The organism is Burkholderia sp. Se-20373, assembly GCF_017104705.1.
Taxonomy (GTDB): Bacteria; Pseudomonadota; Gammaproteobacteria; order Burkholderiales; family Burkholderiaceae; genus Burkholderia.
The window spans coordinates 1-14,999 of sequence record NZ_JAAGPH010000170.1 but is presented as its reverse complement, the minus strand read 5'-3'; the positions used below and the strand labels follow the sequence as shown (position 1 = coordinate 14,999).

Here is a 14,999-nt window from a genome sequence, read left to right as displayed (position 1 = left end):
AACGGCACGGTCGCGCTTCTGCCGGCGGGCCGCTTGAGCTTTGTGTCATGTTGGCGGTCCATCAGCACCGGGTTCAGCGCGTTCTGGTCGACGCTCGCGGTGATGCTGCACGGCGCACCGTTCCACCTCGGCAGCGCGGCCGCGGGCGCGTTCGGGCTCGCAGGTGCGGCTGGTGCGCTGGCCGCGCCGATTGCCGGGCGCCTGGCCGACCATCACGGCCCCGAGCGCGTCACGCGCCTCGGCATCGGCATCGCGACGGTGTCGTTCGCGTCGATGGCCGCCGCACCGTTGATGTCGGCGCATGCCCAGCTCGTGCTGCTCGCGGTCGCGACGATCGGCTTCGATCTCGGCGTGCAGGCCACGCTGATCGCGCACCAGGCAATCGTCTACCGGATCGACCCCGCGTCGCGCAGCCGCCTCAACGCGGTGCTGTTCGTCGGCATGTTCATCGGGATGGCGGCCGGCGCCGCGATCGGCAGTTTGTTGCTCGCGCAACTGGGCTGGAATGCGGTGACCGGGCTGGCCGTCGTGACGTCGCTCGCCGCGCTCGCCGTGCGGATCTGGCGCCACTGAAATTCCGCATCGCACGCACAAGGCGGGCAGGCCCACGCGGGCTTGCCCGCCTTTTCTTTTATTTTCGATCGGCGCACGCATGACGCGGCGCAACTCGGCCGATTCGTGCGCATTCGGCACGAAAAGCCCCCATCCCGCGCACGGTCCGCACCCGCTCGAACGAATGTCCAGTTCAACCGATTATTTTTCGGCGGCCGTGCGCATCGACGCGAAAACGTCGGACGATTCGATGCGCCCCGCCACGTGGCGCCCGGCCATCCGGCCCCACCGCGCAGCGCCGTTTTATCAGGGGATTCCCGGTATTTTTTCGCATTTTCTTCGAAATATCGGGTGACATACTTGCCCCCCGTTGCGCTCCGGTACGAGCGCGCTTTTCGATCCTGCCGGCCGCATCGCATGCGCTGAGCGTCCGCCCGGGTCGCACAGAACATGAACGATTTCGACACCCCGATCCAGACCTTCCTCACCCACATCACGTTCGGCCCGCTGATGAATCACGCGATCCGCGTGATCGCGGGCCTGTACACGTTCAAGGGCTTCGTGCTCATTCCCGTGCTGTGCTGGCTGTGGTTCCAGCCCGGCCCGAACCGCGAGCGGCAGCGCGAGCTGGTCGTCGCGACGATCGCAAGCGGGCTCATCGCGCTCGCGTTCGGCCGGCTGCTCGCGCAGGTGCTGCCGTTCCGCGTGCGGCCGATCTACAACCCCGACCTGCACCTGCACTTTCCGTCGGCGGGACTCCGCGCGGCCACGCTGCAGGCATGGAGTTCGTTTCCGAGCGATCACGCGATGCTGTGGATGGCGATCGCCACCGGCATCTTCATCATCGCGCGCCGTGTCGGCGTGTTCGCGCTGCTGTACGCGGTGGTGTTCATCTGCGTGCCGCGCGCGTATCTCGGCTTTCACTATCCGACCGACCTGATCGCGGGCGCCGCGATCGGCATCGCGCTCGCGTGGCTGCTGACGCGCGATGCGATCCGCTCGCGCTTCGCGCCGCAGGTGCTCGCGATGATCCAGCGCTTCCCCGCGCCGGCCTATACGCTCGCGTTCCTGCTGTGCTTCGAGCTGATCACGCAGTTCGACGAACTGCTGACGCTCGCGCAGTCGGCCACCCACACGATGTGACGGGGAGACGCCGCGATGCTGCCGCTGCTTACGTTCCGCCGCCCCGGCACGCGCTGCCGGCCATGCGCAGTGGCGGCGCGCCGCGCATCGCCCGCGCCGATCAGTCGCGATCAGGCGCACCCAGCGGAAAGAACGGGCGAAACGGCCGCGCCTCGTCGACCGCGCGCGCGAACGACGGCCGCGCCAGCAGACGCCGGCGATACGCCAGCACGTTCGCGAACGACGGATCGATCCGGTGCGTCCAGTCCGCGTAGAACAGGAACGGCGCCGCGCCGCAGTCGGCGAGGCTGAAGCGGTCGCCGGCCGCCCATTCGCGATCGGCCATCTTCTTGTCGAGCCACGCGTACGACGTCTCCAGCATCGCGCGCGCATCGGCCACCCCGCGCGCATCGCGCTCGGCCTCCGGCCGCAGCGCGTCGAACACGACCTTCTGCTGCGGCGTCGACACGTAGTTGTCGAAGAAACGATCCATCGTCCGCACCTCGAGCGCCGCGTGCGGATCGTCGGGCAGCAGGCGCACGGGGCCCGGATGGTTCAGGCCGAGATACTCGATGATGATCGACGCCTCGATCACCGTGCGGCCGGCATCGACGAGCACCGGAAAGCGCTTCAGCGGCCACAGCGCGGCCAGCTCCTGCATCGGCTTCGGATCGTCGTGCGCGAGCACGCGATACGCGAACGGCGTGCCGTTCTCGTACAGCGCGGTCAGCACCTTCTGGCAGTAGGACGAAAAGGGATGGGCGTAGAGCGTCGGCATCATCGTGCGGTCTCTCAGGGTTTCGGCGCCGCGTGATGCGGCGCCACGTGATCGGATACCTTGACGACGAACGGAACCCGGCCGTTTCGACAGCGAGTCGGATTTTTTTGGTGCGACTTCCGAGGGCCGTTACGACCGCCCGTCCATCACGACGCGCCCTTCGGCACGCCAGCGCAGCATCCCGCCGCCGAGATTCGCCACCGTGTCGAAGCCGGCCTTCAGCAGAATGACGGTCGCCTGCGCGGATCGTCCGCCGGCCCGGCACACGGTCACGACCGGCCGGTCGCGCGCGATCTCGCCGGCGCGCGCGGCCAGTTCGCCGAGCGGAATCGGCGTCGCGCCGGGCAGGTGGCCGAGCGGGCCCGTGAATTCGTCCGGCTCGCGCACGTCGACGACCTGCACTGCCGGCAAATGATCCTCGAGCCATTGCGGATCGATTTCCCAGAACCCGGCGAACGTATAGACGAGCGGCGCCCAGTCGGGCGCGGCCTGCACGTCGGGCGCGTTCGCGGCGACACCGCATTGCAGGTTCGCGGGCACCGCGACGTCGATCTGGCGCGGATGCGCGAGCCCGAGGTTGCGCATGTAGCCCGCGAAATCGTCTTCGCTCAGGTCGCCGCCGAGACGCGGATTGAAGCGCCGCTCCTCGCCGACGCTCGTTACCGTGAGCCCGCGATAATCGTGCGCCGGATACAGCAGGCATGCGGCCGGCAGCGTGAAGAGCCGGCCGTGCACCGCGCGATACAGCGCGCGCGGGTCGCCCTGCTGGAAGTCGGTGCGGCCCGTGCCGCGGATCAGCAGGCAGTCGCCGGTGAACGCCATCGATTCGTCGTCGAGCACGAGGCTGATGCAGCCGCTCGTGTGGCCGGGCGTCGCGCGCACGGTCAGGTAGCGCGCGCCGAACGCGCAGCGGTCGCCGTCGTTCAGGTAGCGGTCGGCGCCCTGCGCACCGCTCGCGGCCGAGATCGCGATCGTGCTGCCCGTGCGCTGCTTCAGCAGCCACGCGCCCGTCACATGATCGGCATGCACGTGCGTGTCGACGGTCGCGACGAGCCGCAGCCCGAGCTCGTCGAGCAGCGCCGCGTCGCGGCGCACCTGCTCGAACACGGGATCGATCAGCACCGCTTCGCGCGATGCGCTGTCGGCAAGCAGGTACGTGTACGTCGACGATTGCGGGTCGAAGAGTTGCCGGAAGATCATCGCGAAGTCGCTCCGTCGCTGGTTGAGGCTTGTTTGATACGCATTGTCCGGCCCGCGCCGCCATTGTCGCCGTCGCGCGGGCCGCCCCGTCGTGGTCCTGCCTGGCCGGCATCCGGCCGGCACGGGGTGCGTCAGCCCGGCTGCTTCACGTAGCGCAGATACGGCTTCAACGTCCGGAAGCCCTGTGGATACTTCTGCTTCGCCGCCTCGTCCGACACCGACGTCGGAATGATGACATCGTCGCCGGGTGTCCAGTTGACCGGCGTCGCGACCGTATGCGCCGCATTGAGCTGCAGCGCGTCGAGCAGGCGCAGCACCTCGTCGAAGTTGCGACCGGCGCTCATCGGATAGACGAGCATCGCCTTGACCTTCTTGTCCGGCCCGATGACGAACACCGAGCGCACGGTCGCGTTGTCGACCGCCGTGCGCGGGCCGCCGCTCGCATTCGGATGAATCATGTCGTACAGCTTCGCGACCTTCAGCTCGTCGTCGCCGATCAGCGGATAGTTGACCGCGTGACCCTGCGTTTCGGCGATATCCGCCACCCACCTCTGGTGATCGCTGACCGGATCGATCGACAGCCCGATGATCTTCGTGTTGCGCTTGTCGAATTCCGGCTTGAGCCCGGCCAGGTAGCCGAGTTCGGTCGTGCACACCGGCGTGAAATCCTTCGGATGGGAAAACAGGATCGCCCAGTGGTCGCCGATCCATTCATGAAAGCGGATCGTTCCCTCGGTGGTCTCCGCGGTGAAATCGGGCGCGTCCTCGCCTAGTCGAATCGACATGTTCGTCTCCGTGAAAGGGGAATCGTCACGACGCCCGCGCCGCGGCTTGCGCGCGACGCGCGATCGTCCGCGCGCGAAGGGCCGGCATGGCACATGCCGGGGTCCGCGCGTTCATATAGCCTAGTTCAAAATGCGCGCGCCACCGGTATCGAGCACGCGGCGTGCTTGCGGAACGTGGCCGATTCCGACGATGAATGCGGTGCGGCAGAACCTCGCGTCGCCCCCGGCCGCCGGTACGCACTGACTTACACTACCGGCTGTTCTCGTCTTACGTTCACAGGAATTCCACCGACATGTCGATGACGATCGATCACAGACAAATTCATGTAAGCCGCTGATCTTTAACAATTAGTCTCGCGCCGGTCAGACTGCGGGCTATCCAGATTTTGCTGATTTTTATTGAATTCCCGATCTATCGATTCTTATCGTAGGCACAGTTCGGTCACACCTCCCCCGATACACAACGAAGCCCGCTCACAGCGGCCCTTTTTGCTTCTGAGCGCCGATCCCGTGCGCCGGTAGCAAAGTTACTTGCAGGCCCCGATGGTGCAGCAGTACCTGCGCTTTATCTGATACGGCATCGCGCACAAGGCTACGCCAGAACCTACGCTCAGCCCCAACGGAGACTTGCAAACTAGTGAGGCGACTTCACACTTGCTTGGGCGGGCGTCGCTTTCCCTTAATGAGTTTCCGACGACGGTTCTTCATGATTGAGCCTTTAGGTCCCACGGGCTGGAAAGTTTCGTCTCTCCATTGGGTGTTAGGTGGCACGTTGTCAAACGATGCAGGAGAGCCTCGAAAAAAAGTCCCCTTGGTTGTCTGCACACCATAGTAACGACCCGCCCCGACGCTACCGAGCCCAAGTAGCTGCGGGGCACCGCCGCTATAGTCATCGGGGCATTCCCTGTTTAAGGCGTTGCAAAACCCTGCGAAGTGAATGCGACTGACCGCACCGATCCCCGTCTTCAATGGAAGCACCTCATCAAACACGAGCTTTCCGCCCGTCCCGTCGAACTCGATCAGGTGAGATTCGCCTCCTTCCAAGTCGTAATCAATCAGTGACCAGGTATCGCTTTTCGCATCGTACCGGTGACGAATAAGGCCGAATGTGCTTTTGTTACCATGCGAGTTGCGAGAGCCGTGAAAGATCGCGAAATCACCACCTCCCGGACACGATGCCTTCATTGTCTTAAGTTCGCGCAACACCCACTCGATTCGGCCATACATCGACGTCGCCAAACCGGGAGGAATCCGGCCCTCTTCGATCTGCGTGCAGATTATTGGTAGCGCGTGCTTGGGAAAGGCAATGTCTTTTCCTAGCATCCCAAATATGTCCGGGGAATTTGAAGGGCAGAAGAGCTTAATGGAGGTGTCATCTCGCGACCCGTTAGAAAACGTGACACGGCTGTCGCTCGCAAAGTACAGCCCGCACTTTCTGCTCTTGTCTGCAGCAACCCAAGCTAAAAATGACGTCAAGTGATGAACCCCGCGAGAAATAGATGATAAGATTGTGGCTCGACTCCCGGGCTCCTCGCCATGATCACACATCAAGTGATCATGGCGAGGAGATAGGCGTAAATGGGACTCCCCCGGCCTCCAAAGCCGGGGGCGCCGGGTCGATTTGACGAGAGTGCTGGGTAACATTTTAAGCATCCTGATCCCTACACCCCCACTCAACGTTCGGTTTGATCGATGGCGCAAGAATGCTGCATCTTATCTGACACGGCGCGACGCAAACGGCTCCCACCCACTGCTTTAGCAAACCGCAGAACACAAATAAGCCCGCTCGCAGCGGGCTTTTTCGTATGCGAGAGCCGGGATCAATGGCGTTGCAGACCGTCATTTTTCTCGAACATCAGTGAATTCCGTTCGTTGACCACAGAGAACAACCGATCGCGCTCCGACACTGAAGTTCAGCAGTAACGGCCGATACAGATGGATGGGCCGCCCAGATTACAGCCACCGAATCCGAAGCGGACGGCTGGTCTTGCGGCACTGAAACGACGGCTTTTTGAGATGCCGTGACTAACGACCGTGCTGAGCGCACTGCCTCTTCCACGATACGCCTTATACGAAAATGAGTTCAGTCATGGCGAACAACTCATAACGCACGCTCCTGGCAGCCTGCGTACTATGAACCAGTTGGCACACATCCGCGTGGGCGCGATTCTCAGGCAGACCGGTGTCATATACGCCGAATGCTTGACTATTGTCGCACTGCACGCGCCGAATCTGCTCGACGCTTAGTTTACCAAGCGAGTGCACTGTCACCTGCTTTTCCGCATTTTCGGCTTTAGCATTCCGCTCGTTGGCCCGTCTTTGCGCTCTCTCGATAACCTCATCGACTGTGGTGACAGCGAGTCGATCACTCGAAAAGCCTTTGTTAGTCACGTCGTCAAACCATATAGGCTTAATCTTATTTTCAGCGTCCACAAAATTTGGATGCGTCACCTGACGGACTATTGATTCATCGCTCGCCACGGGGCCGGGAGAGTGATCAGATGCAGATTCGCCTTCCCACGCAAGGGCTTCAGGAACTTTCTGCAACGCCTTTACTTTCTGGTTATCACCGGCGTGTTGCGCAAAGAAATCTTTACATGCATTCCCCGCCATAGCGTTCCTATGCGTTATGTTTGCGGCCAAGCATTTGGAAAAGCCGGTCTTGACTTAAATTATTAACATCATCAATCCGGTCGAAGCTTTCCGTGCCGGAAATCTTATTCTTCGTAAAAAGAGAAAATACACCACCTCCTTCGAAGGCAATGTCGGCATAAAACTCAGGAAGATCCCAATAAAGACCTATATCGCCAGATGACCCAATCATTGGTGTAGGTATAGCGATGCCGCCAGGCAACTGCTTAAGGAAACTAAGCGCATCGTTCAGATGTTCCTCGTTGGCAATTGAGGCGCCATTACCATCCCAGTCCTCGTCGAGTCTTGAGTAGCTGGCGAGTTCCTCTCGAACCAATGTGAGTCGATCCACTTGCATCCCCGCTTTCTCGAAAGCTGGTTTGATGTCGGTCTGTAATAGATCGCCTTGAACGTCGATGTATGAGTATGCAAAAGACGAATTAAACTCTGAAGGACTGCTTACAGGTTCTTCATATCCGAAGGCCAACCAATTCGGCGCTTCCGTTACGCTGGGGTGAGCAAGCACAGCCATCTTGAGCGCAACACTCGCCACGGTAGCAATGTTCATTTATTCCTCCTTCGGAAGGGTCAAACCAATTTTGTCTCTCACCGCATCCGTAAACAGACGATGCAGAATGGCTTTATTCGTCTGATGAAGTTCTGGCATCACGGCACGGAGGGCAGTCATTGCACGCTCCAGCGACCAAATTGGCGTCCCGAAAGTAACTTTGTGCGTCAGCATGGTCCCGATTTGACGCACCCCGTTTAAGTCGCCAACGTTGATGTTCACGTTGTTCAGCAAATGGCCGGGCCATTCACCATCGTACGGCTCGATGTAGCCGTGATGCGAATGCCACGCCGACTTCAAGTCGTAGACGTTCGACGGAATGTAGGGTGACTCAGAGGCAAAAACCTCGCGCAACTGTAGATTCGCGGGATCGTCTCGCCAAAAGAAGAGATCCTGATATTGAAGCGTGAAAGCATTGAGTGAGCGCCCGGTCAAAATGACGGGCAAAACGATCTCAAGCCAGCCACAAACTTTTGGCCAAACCGTGTCCCATCTCGAATATTCATTCAAGGCTACCAGACAGCTCTCTCGCTGCACTTGGATCATCCGAGTAAACGATCCCGGAGTGGCACCACTGGTATGCATGAACTGAATTCCGCCGAGTTGCGTCGCGGGCGTAGGGGGTAGCTTCGGCTTATGATGCTTGGTAATCGCTTGCTTTGGCGCCTCAACGTTCACAGTGATGAGTTGCTGCTCTTGGACGACGGGAAAGCTACTACGAAATTGGGGCGCGAGTCGTTTGATAGCTTCGAGCGCTGACCGATCCAAGGGTGTAGCCCACTCGAGGACGAACGCAACATTCTGAACGGCGTGATCGCCAGCGAAGGGATGGAGCGAATCTATGGTCATTTTGTTCTTGCATGTTCATGCCGACGTCCACCCGGAGCAGGAGCGGTGACACCACGGCACGCATTTGTCCTCAATTTAAGTGCAATGTTATGGATAAGGTGGCGCATAGGCAATATCTAGCGAGCCCAATGGTGCATTTTTTGCGACGCAGCATCTCCGCTACGCACAATCTTGGTGCGAAAATTACTACAGAGGTCCGCTTGGGAGATATGTGGGGGCATCGGTAGAAATCACCAGTCGGGAGAAGACGCCGTTGGGCTGCAATAATTATGGCCGGAAAGTGACGTCCCGATCCATCTCGCGTGCTGGCAGTCAGCCCCGTAGTTCAGGGGATGGAATGATAAGCGCAAGGCTTATCCAGCAAGTTCATGCGGGCCGAACGTATGGGCAATCCGCGCGCATCCGTTGCCCCATTCTCCGACGAGTGGCGTGCGCGCGAAGCCATGAAATGCAGGCTCCATGACGTCCCCGGCGAACCTGATCCCGGCTCCGACAACGCAACGAAGCTACCTGAGTTCCAACGCCTTACATGGGAGGATCTGCGCGACGCATGGAGCGCGAACAACTACAAGAAAAGTTGTGCGCTGACACTCGAACAGCGCTTCGTGCTGGAAGTCGTGCATGTCCGCCGGACATTGCGGCTGATGGAGAAGATGGCTGCGCCGCCGAGCTGGAATTGAAGAAGAACGGCTACCCCGACTCGTTCGCGCTCGACCAGCTCCGCCGCATGATTGAGGGTGCTCGCTTCGATTGACAATAGTTGACCGACTGCGAGACAGCCAACAATCAGCCCTTCTCGCGGAAATGGTAAATTCATACAAAAACCACACCTACGAGAGAACATATGGCCCGAGCCATGATTTGCGTCGGCGACACGACGACGCATGGCGGCCGCGTGCTGGAGGGCAGCGCGACCGCGACCATTGATGGAAAACCCATTGCCGGCGTCGGGCACAAGGTGCTTTGCCCGCAGTGCAAAGGCGTCTTTCCGATCCTGCCGACTGGGCGGCAATACTCGCACACGTTCGATGGGCGAGAAACCGCCATCGAGGGCATGAAAACCGCGTGCGGAGCGACGCTGATCGCATCGCAGTCGTCGGCGACGTTCGATGACGTCGGATCTGGCACAGCGACGACTGGCGGCGCAAGTGCCGCCGTCGCTGCGACTGCTGCAGCGCTCGCTCCTTCTCCTACGCTCTGTCTCGAATGCTTGAAAGCTGCGGCCGAGAACGCCGCGACGATGATCGCGCGCGGGTAGCACATGACCGAAAACTCGATCGAAGCTTTCTTCTTCAAGCGGCAACAGCAGTTGACCATGCAGGTGCATCTCTATGCGCTTGTCGACGGCCTGCTTTATGCCAACGCGGCCAATGGGTCTGCTCCTCAACGATCGCAGTCGGCCATAGCAGTATTCGACGGTACGCAGGACGCGTCACTCGCCGACGCCGGACCATGGCTTTTTGCCTACGAGCGCGCGACCGGTGATATCCGGCGAACGCTTTCCAAAATGGCCAGCAGTTCCGCTGGCGTGTCCTGGCTGATCAGCGCTTATCCGATTGAATCACTCGCTGACGAGTTGCGCAGCCGCCTCGACGTACGGTTGCCGGACGGAAGCACTGCACTCTTTCGCTTCTATGATGCCCGCATCATGGCCGACTTGGCGTCGCTGATGGAATTCACGCAGCGCATGCAGTTCTTCGTCCCAACATTCAACTGGCTCGTCGAAACAAACGGAAAACTGAAGGGAGTACACCCGCATGCTTGAGCTGACGAGCGAACAGGTTGCCGGACTTGCCGAGATCGATGCGCGCGGATATGTCGAATGCACCCGACAGGATCTCGTCAAAGCAGACCCAAAGTTGGCCGGCGACGGCACCCTACCCACGCGCCTTTGGAGCGCATATATCGCTGCTCGACAGTTCGGCATTCAATCCGACGAGAACGTCGCGGCGTTTCTTCGAGTCGAGGCATACGCTCCGAGGTTTTACGAGAGGCCGGCCACACGCGCGTGGCTGACTCGGCCCGGGCGCTCGCCCGACGAACGGTTTCACGATTACCTACGCGTCATGAAATGGCGCGTCGAACATCAAAACAACAAGGAAGGGGCTCAGCATGTCGGGATTCTTGGTACCGGCGATCGAAGCGGCGATAGTGGAACTTGGACCAGTCTTGGCTCGCGCTGGAACCGCCTTATTGGGCGGGGCCGCAGTGGCCGGGACGGCTAGTCTGCCTGGAGACACACCGAAAGACTCGAGTAAGGCGGAGCCTGCCGTCCGTGCTATCCCACGTACAGGAGAGAGCTGCAAGAAGTGCCCGCCTGAGACAGGGGGAATGCAACGCCGCAACTGGAGCATGAGTCACAACTCCCGAGAGTATCAAGGGCGAATTACGGGGTTCCCCTATAGCCTTGAAGAAGCCTGGAGCATGGAGTGGGTCTGGCAGCGCGACTTCGACGGCTTTCGACCGGAAAGCTGTTTGCTGATCGAAGCGAAGGCAAAGTACGACCAGTTCTTGAACAGGGACGATGTACCGTACACCAAGACCTTTGATGAAATGGAGGAGCAGGCTGCTGGTCAGGCCGCAGTTGTGGATGATCATCCTCCTGCGAGGTTGAAATGGTATTTTCAGACGGAGCGGACTTGGAACTACATGAGATTGCCGCTTAAGCGTCTTAAAGTCGATTCAGAATGGGTGCCCTGACAAACATGGAAATAGTCACGCAATTTCGTAGCCCTGCCGATTTCGCCCCGCTTGGCGATTTTGCGGCTCATCTCGTCCGTCTATGGCCGGTGGTTGAAGCCATGTCACGCGAGGACGAACGTCTGGGGGAGTGGTGGTTGAAGGCAGATACCGAGGAAGAAGCCCGTCTGTATCCCATGTATGAAGCGCCCGGCATACCTTCGACAGCCGTTTTGGCAGTCTTGGCGCAGCGGTACGAAAAAAAGATGGACCTTCCTAAAGTATTTGGCTTCTGGAATGGTCAGATGGACGCGGCCAGCAGCGCGAGGCTGAAGTTAGCTATCGATGCGAAGAGGCGGCCCAGTGAGGTTGAAATTGGGCTACCGGCATTGAATGCACTTTCGGCGGACGAGCATAGCTATGAGGGCGCGGCTAAGATCGTGTCCGCGATGGTCTCGGTTTATGACCCGATGTATGTCTCTGTTTCGCCACGAGAGTATTTTCCCCGGCAGGTGTTTGATGACAAACCGGGCGTTGGCTGGATGCTATATCTCCCGAAGGTTCTCACGACTCAGCAAGTCCCTGAAGCACGTGAATTGATTCCAGTTCCCGAGGCCGGCCGTAAGCAGACCGGGACGATCATTGTGAGCGTCGCTGACGCCGTTTTTTCAGTGGACAACGCCGAACACGTCGAGGTTGCCAACCGTATTGAGATCCGGCTCGTCGACCAGGACCTTCTGCCCGCGTTCGCTGACCTGTAACCACGGTGCCGGCGCGGAAGGATGCTCGAACATGCCGCCGGCCGCCCTGTTTTTTCGAGACCGCTCGGGCTCGGTTGCCGCGCTACTTCGGCAAATTGGTTTGCGCGTCCCCGATCAACACGTCGTAACTGACCTCGCACTGCCTCCCGGCGATGCCGCACTGGTCAGCGATCCTCGCCAACTCTCCAACGCCGAGAATTTTCTATTCGACGATGTCCGGCACACCTGGGCTAGCTGGCACGTTCAGAATGGCACACCGCTTGAGCGACTAAAGGACCTGGGTGGATGGTGTAGTTACGACATGGTTCTCCGGTATGCACATCTAACGCCGGACCATCTGGCACAACGTACCGAATCGGTCACAGTTTGGTCCCAACGTGGGACCGATTTCCGTGTCACACTCGATTGCCACGCATCATAATCGGCCGCAATGCCGTAACTAGAAAGGCTTCATCGTTTTGAGTATCACAATCTGTCTTGGGCTATCTGACACATGTCGATGACGATCGATCCGAAGCAGGCCGCCGCGCTGCTGGCCGTCGCCGACACGGGCAGCTTCGAGCAGGCCGCCGTGCGCCTGCACGTGACCGCATCCGCCGTCACGCAGCGGGTCCGCGCGCTGGAGGCGAGCCTCGGCACGCCGCTGGTGCTGCGCACGCGGCCGTGCCGCCCGACGGTGGCCGGGCAGCGCGTGCTGCAGCACCTGCGCCGCGTCGCGCTGCTGCAGGCCGACCTGCAGAGCACGCTCGCAACCGAGCGCGAATCGCCGATCTCGGTGACGATCGCGCTCAATTCGGACAGCCTCGGGACGTGGTTTCTGCCCGCGCTGACGTCCGTGCTCGCCGGCGAGCGCATCCTGTTCGAGCTGATCGTCGAAGATCAGGACCACACGTTCGCGTTGCTCGAAAGCGGGATGGCGGTCGGCTGCGTGACGACCGAGCCGAAGCCGATGCGCGGCTGCCTCGCGACGCCGCTCGGCACGATGCGCTACCGGCTGCTCGCGGCCGCCGCGTTCGCGGTGCGCTGGTTTCCGCGCGGGCTGAACCGCACGAGCGCGCGCAAGGCGCCCGTCGTCGCGTATTCGCGGCGCGATACGCTGCAGTCGTCGTTCCTGAAGGAGAAGTTCGGGTTGCCCGAAGGCGCGTACCCGTGCCACTACGTGCCGGGCACCCATTCGCACTTCGCGGCGGTGCGGCACGGGCTCGGCTACGCGATGGTGCCGGAGCCGCTGATCGGCAACGCACCGCTCGACACGCAGGGGCTCGTCGATCTCGCGCCCGCGCATCCGACCGACGTCACGCTGTACTGGCACGCGTGGACCGTGCAGTCGCCGACGATGGCGTCGTTGTCCGAGCGGGTCGTCGAAGCGGCGCGGCGGCTGCTCGCGCCGCTGCCGTGACGCGGGTGTGAGCCGCACCGCCGCGGGCTGCGGTGTGCGGTGTGCGGTGTGCGGTGTGCGGTGTGCGGTGTGCGGTGTGCGGTGTGCGGTGTGCGGTGTGCGGTGTGCGGTGTGCGGTGTGCGGTGTGCGGTGTGCGGCAAGAGTAACGACGAGAATCCCCGCCGCGCCGCCTATACTTTTTCCATCGGCCTCACGAGCGCCCCGCGCGGCCGATCACGCCTATCCGGCCGCGCCCTTTCCCGCAAGGAGAACATCATGTCTCGCCGCTACATCGATTGCCGCGAGTTTCCCAGCGCGACGAATTGCTCGGTCGCGATTTCCGCCGACTCCGACAACGAACTGCTGGAGGCCGCCGTGCAACATGCGGTGCTGGTGCACCAGCACACCGACAGCGCCGAACTGCGCACGCAACTGCAAGCGCTGTTCCGCGACGGCACACCGCCCGCCGATGCACCCCGGCAAGCATGACCCGCCGGCTCGCCCGATATCGACAGACGGGTTGCCCCATCGCCCCCGTCGCCTCTCCGCCGCCTGCTTCGCGCCACATCGGGCCGGCGTCCCCGCCGGCCGGCGCATTCCACCTTACGCGCGGCGTTGCGCGAAATACGCACCGACCGCGTCGATGAACGTATCGATGTCCGCACGCGACACGTCGCAGTGCGTGACGAAGCGCGACGCGTACAGCATCTGCGTGAGGATCCCGCGTTCCTTGAGCCACGCCTCGAGCGGCGCGCAATCGGCTTCGGGGAATTGCGCGAACACCATGTTCGTCGCGTGCGACAGCACCTTCACGGTGTCGATCCGCGCAAGGCCTTCGGCGAGATGCGCGGCATTCGCGTGATCGTCCGCGAGCCGCTCGACATTGTGGTCGAGCGCATACAGGCAGGCCGCCGCGAGAATGCCCGACTGCCGCATCCCGCCGCCGAGCACCTTGCGCCAGCGCTGCGCGCGCTCGATCAGCGCACGGTTGCCGACCAGTACCGAGCCGACCGGTGCGCCGAGCCCTTTCGAGAAGCAGATCGACACGCTGTCGAACGGCGCGCCCAGCTCGGCGATCGAACGCCCCGACGCGACGGCCGCGTTGCACACGCGTGCGCCGTCGAGGTGCAGCGACAACCCGCGGCTGCGCGCGAACGTGGTGGCTTCCTGCACATAGCCTTCCGGCAAAACCTGGCCGCCGATCGTGTTTTCGAGCGCAAGCAGGCGCGTGCGGGCGAAGTGGTTGTCGAGCGGCTTGATCGCGGCGGCGATCTTCGCGAGCGGCAGCGCGCCGTCCGGCGCGTTCTCGATCGGCTGCGGCTGGATGCTGCCGAGCACGGCCGCGCCGCCGCCTTCGTACTTGTAGGTGTGCGCGAGCTGGCCGACGATGTATTCGTCGCCGCGTTCGCAATGGGCCATCAGCGCGGCCAGGTTGCTCTGCGTGCCGCTCGGGAAGAACAGGCCGGCTTCCTTGCCGGCCCGCTCGGCCGTCACCGCCTGCAGGCGCAGCACGGTCGGGTCGTCACCCCATACGTCGTCGCCGGTTTCGGCGGCAGTCATCGCGGCCAGCATTGCCTGGCTCGGACGTGTCACGGTATCGCTGCGTAAATCGATCATCACTGAGTCCTGGGTAAACACGGACCGGAACCGATGCGCCCGGCCCTGCCGAAACGAGACTCAGAGTGTACGCAATTA

19 protein-coding genes and 1 pseudogene are annotated in these 14,999 nt (G+C 61.6%); 12 read left to right on the top strand and 8 right to left on the bottom strand.

What is annotated here, in order from left to right; all coding sequences use genetic code 11:
* From G3N96_RS33470 to G3N96_RS33460, 3 genes are all read left to right on the top strand, one after another.
* The coding region (locus tag G3N96_RS33470; RefSeq protein ID WP_241022947.1) for an MFS transporter at positions 1-573 on the top strand (573 nt) is incomplete at its 5' end.
* Between the two features lie 79 nt (positions 574-652).
* Positions 653-907: a hypothetical protein gene (locus tag G3N96_RS33465; RefSeq protein ID WP_206139868.1), complete on the top strand. Its 255-nt coding sequence runs from the start codon at positions 653-655 to the stop codon at positions 905-907.
* A 95-nt stretch (positions 908-1,002) separates the two neighbouring features.
* Positions 1,003-1,695, top strand: coding sequence for a phosphatase PAP2 family protein (locus G3N96_RS33460; protein ID WP_206139867.1), 693 nt, complete (start codon positions 1,003-1,005; stop codon positions 1,693-1,695).
* Positions 1,696-1,795: 100 nt separating this feature from the next.
* Here G3N96_RS33460 and G3N96_RS33455 read toward each other — a convergent pair whose 3' ends face one another.
* From G3N96_RS33455 to G3N96_RS33425, 7 genes are all read right to left on the bottom strand, one after another.
* Positions 1,796-2,455, bottom strand: coding sequence for a glutathione S-transferase family protein (locus G3N96_RS33455; RefSeq protein ID WP_089428892.1), 660 nt, complete (start codon positions 2,453-2,455; stop codon positions 1,796-1,798).
* Positions 2,456-2,581: 126 nt separating this feature from the next.
* The gene (locus G3N96_RS33450; RefSeq protein ID WP_089428891.1) at positions 2,582-3,652 is read right to left on the bottom strand and encodes an MBL fold metallo-hydrolase; all 1,071 of its coding nucleotides are present in this window, start codon (positions 3,650-3,652) and stop codon (positions 2,582-2,584) included.
* Positions 3,653-3,783: 131 nt separating this feature from the next.
* Positions 3,784-4,437: a peroxiredoxin gene (locus G3N96_RS33445; RefSeq protein WP_124582510.1), complete on the bottom strand. Its 654-nt coding sequence runs from the start codon at positions 4,435-4,437 to the stop codon at positions 3,784-3,786.
* A 648-nt stretch (positions 4,438-5,085) separates the two neighbouring features.
* Positions 5,086-5,760, bottom strand: coding sequence for a hypothetical protein (locus G3N96_RS33440; protein ID WP_206139866.1), 675 nt, complete (start codon positions 5,758-5,760; stop codon positions 5,086-5,088).
* Between the two features lie 744 nt (positions 5,761-6,504).
* Positions 6,505-7,050, bottom strand: a complete 546-nt coding sequence (locus G3N96_RS33435; protein WP_206139865.1) for a hypothetical protein — start codon at positions 7,048-7,050, stop codon at positions 6,505-6,507.
* A 7-nt stretch (positions 7,051-7,057) separates the two neighbouring features.
* Complete coding sequence (locus tag G3N96_RS33430) at positions 7,058-7,636, bottom strand: hypothetical protein (protein WP_206139864.1); 579 nt, start codon at positions 7,634-7,636, stop codon at positions 7,058-7,060.
* A complete protein-coding gene (locus G3N96_RS33425; protein WP_206139863.1) occupies positions 7,637-8,485 on the bottom strand; it encodes a TIGR04255 family protein in 849 nt (282 codons plus the stop codon).
* Positions 8,486-8,853: 368 nt separating this feature from the next.
* On the opposite strand from G3N96_RS33425, the gene G3N96_RS33420 reads away from it, so the two are divergent.
* The 9 genes and pseudogenes from G3N96_RS33420 (at position 8,854) to G3N96_RS33380 (ending at position 13,793) form a co-directional block, all read left to right on the top strand.
* Positions 8,854-9,165, top strand: coding sequence for a hypothetical protein (locus G3N96_RS33420; protein WP_206139862.1), 312 nt, complete (start codon positions 8,854-8,856; stop codon positions 9,163-9,165).
* Between the two features lie 164 nt (positions 9,166-9,329).
* Positions 9,330-9,743, top strand: coding sequence for a PAAR domain-containing protein (locus tag G3N96_RS33415; RefSeq protein ID WP_206139861.1), 414 nt, complete (start codon positions 9,330-9,332; stop codon positions 9,741-9,743).
* A 3-nt stretch (positions 9,744-9,746) separates the two neighbouring features.
* The gene (locus tag G3N96_RS33410) at positions 9,747-10,250 is read left to right on the top strand and encodes a DUF4123 domain-containing protein (protein WP_206139860.1); all 504 of its coding nucleotides are present in this window, start codon (positions 9,747-9,749) and stop codon (positions 10,248-10,250) included.
* Entirely contained in the window at positions 10,243-10,710 is a 468-nt protein-coding gene (locus G3N96_RS33405; RefSeq protein ID WP_206139859.1) for a hypothetical protein, read from the top strand. The genes G3N96_RS33410 and G3N96_RS33405 overlap by 8 nt, the downstream gene beginning before the upstream one ends.
* Before the next feature lie 106 nt (positions 10,711-10,816).
* Positions 10,817-11,185 (top strand): Tox-REase-5 domain-containing protein, encoded by a 369-nt coding sequence (locus G3N96_RS39930; RefSeq protein ID WP_306427075.1) that lies wholly within the window; start codon positions 10,817-10,819, stop codon positions 11,183-11,185.
* Entirely contained in the window at positions 11,173-11,925 is a 753-nt protein-coding gene (locus G3N96_RS33395) for an immunity 52 family protein (RefSeq protein WP_241022946.1), read from the top strand. Before G3N96_RS39930 ends, G3N96_RS33395 begins: the two co-directional genes overlap by 13 nt.
* Before the next feature lie 193 nt (positions 11,926-12,118).
* Positions 12,119-12,346: pseudogene (locus G3N96_RS39475) on the top strand (tyrosine-type recombinase/integrase); the annotation flags it as partial.
* A 72-nt stretch (positions 12,347-12,418) separates the two neighbouring features.
* Positions 12,419-13,324, top strand: a complete 906-nt coding sequence (locus G3N96_RS33385; RefSeq protein ID WP_124582513.1) for an HTH-type transcriptional regulator ArgP — start codon at positions 12,419-12,421, stop codon at positions 13,322-13,324.
* A gap of 256 nt (positions 13,325-13,580) precedes the next feature.
* Positions 13,581-13,793 carry a DUF1059 domain-containing protein gene (locus tag G3N96_RS33380; RefSeq protein ID WP_124582515.1) on the top strand — a complete coding sequence of 71 codons (213 nt, stop codon included), beginning with the start codon at positions 13,581-13,583 and terminating at the stop codon, positions 13,791-13,793.
* Positions 13,794-13,907: 114 nt separating this feature from the next.
* Here G3N96_RS33380 and ltaE read toward each other — a convergent pair whose 3' ends face one another.
* Entirely contained in the window at positions 13,908-14,921 is a 1,014-nt protein-coding gene (ltaE, locus tag G3N96_RS33375; RefSeq protein ID WP_206139856.1) for a low-specificity L-threonine aldolase, read from the bottom strand.
* Positions 14,922-14,999 lie beyond the last annotated feature (78 nt).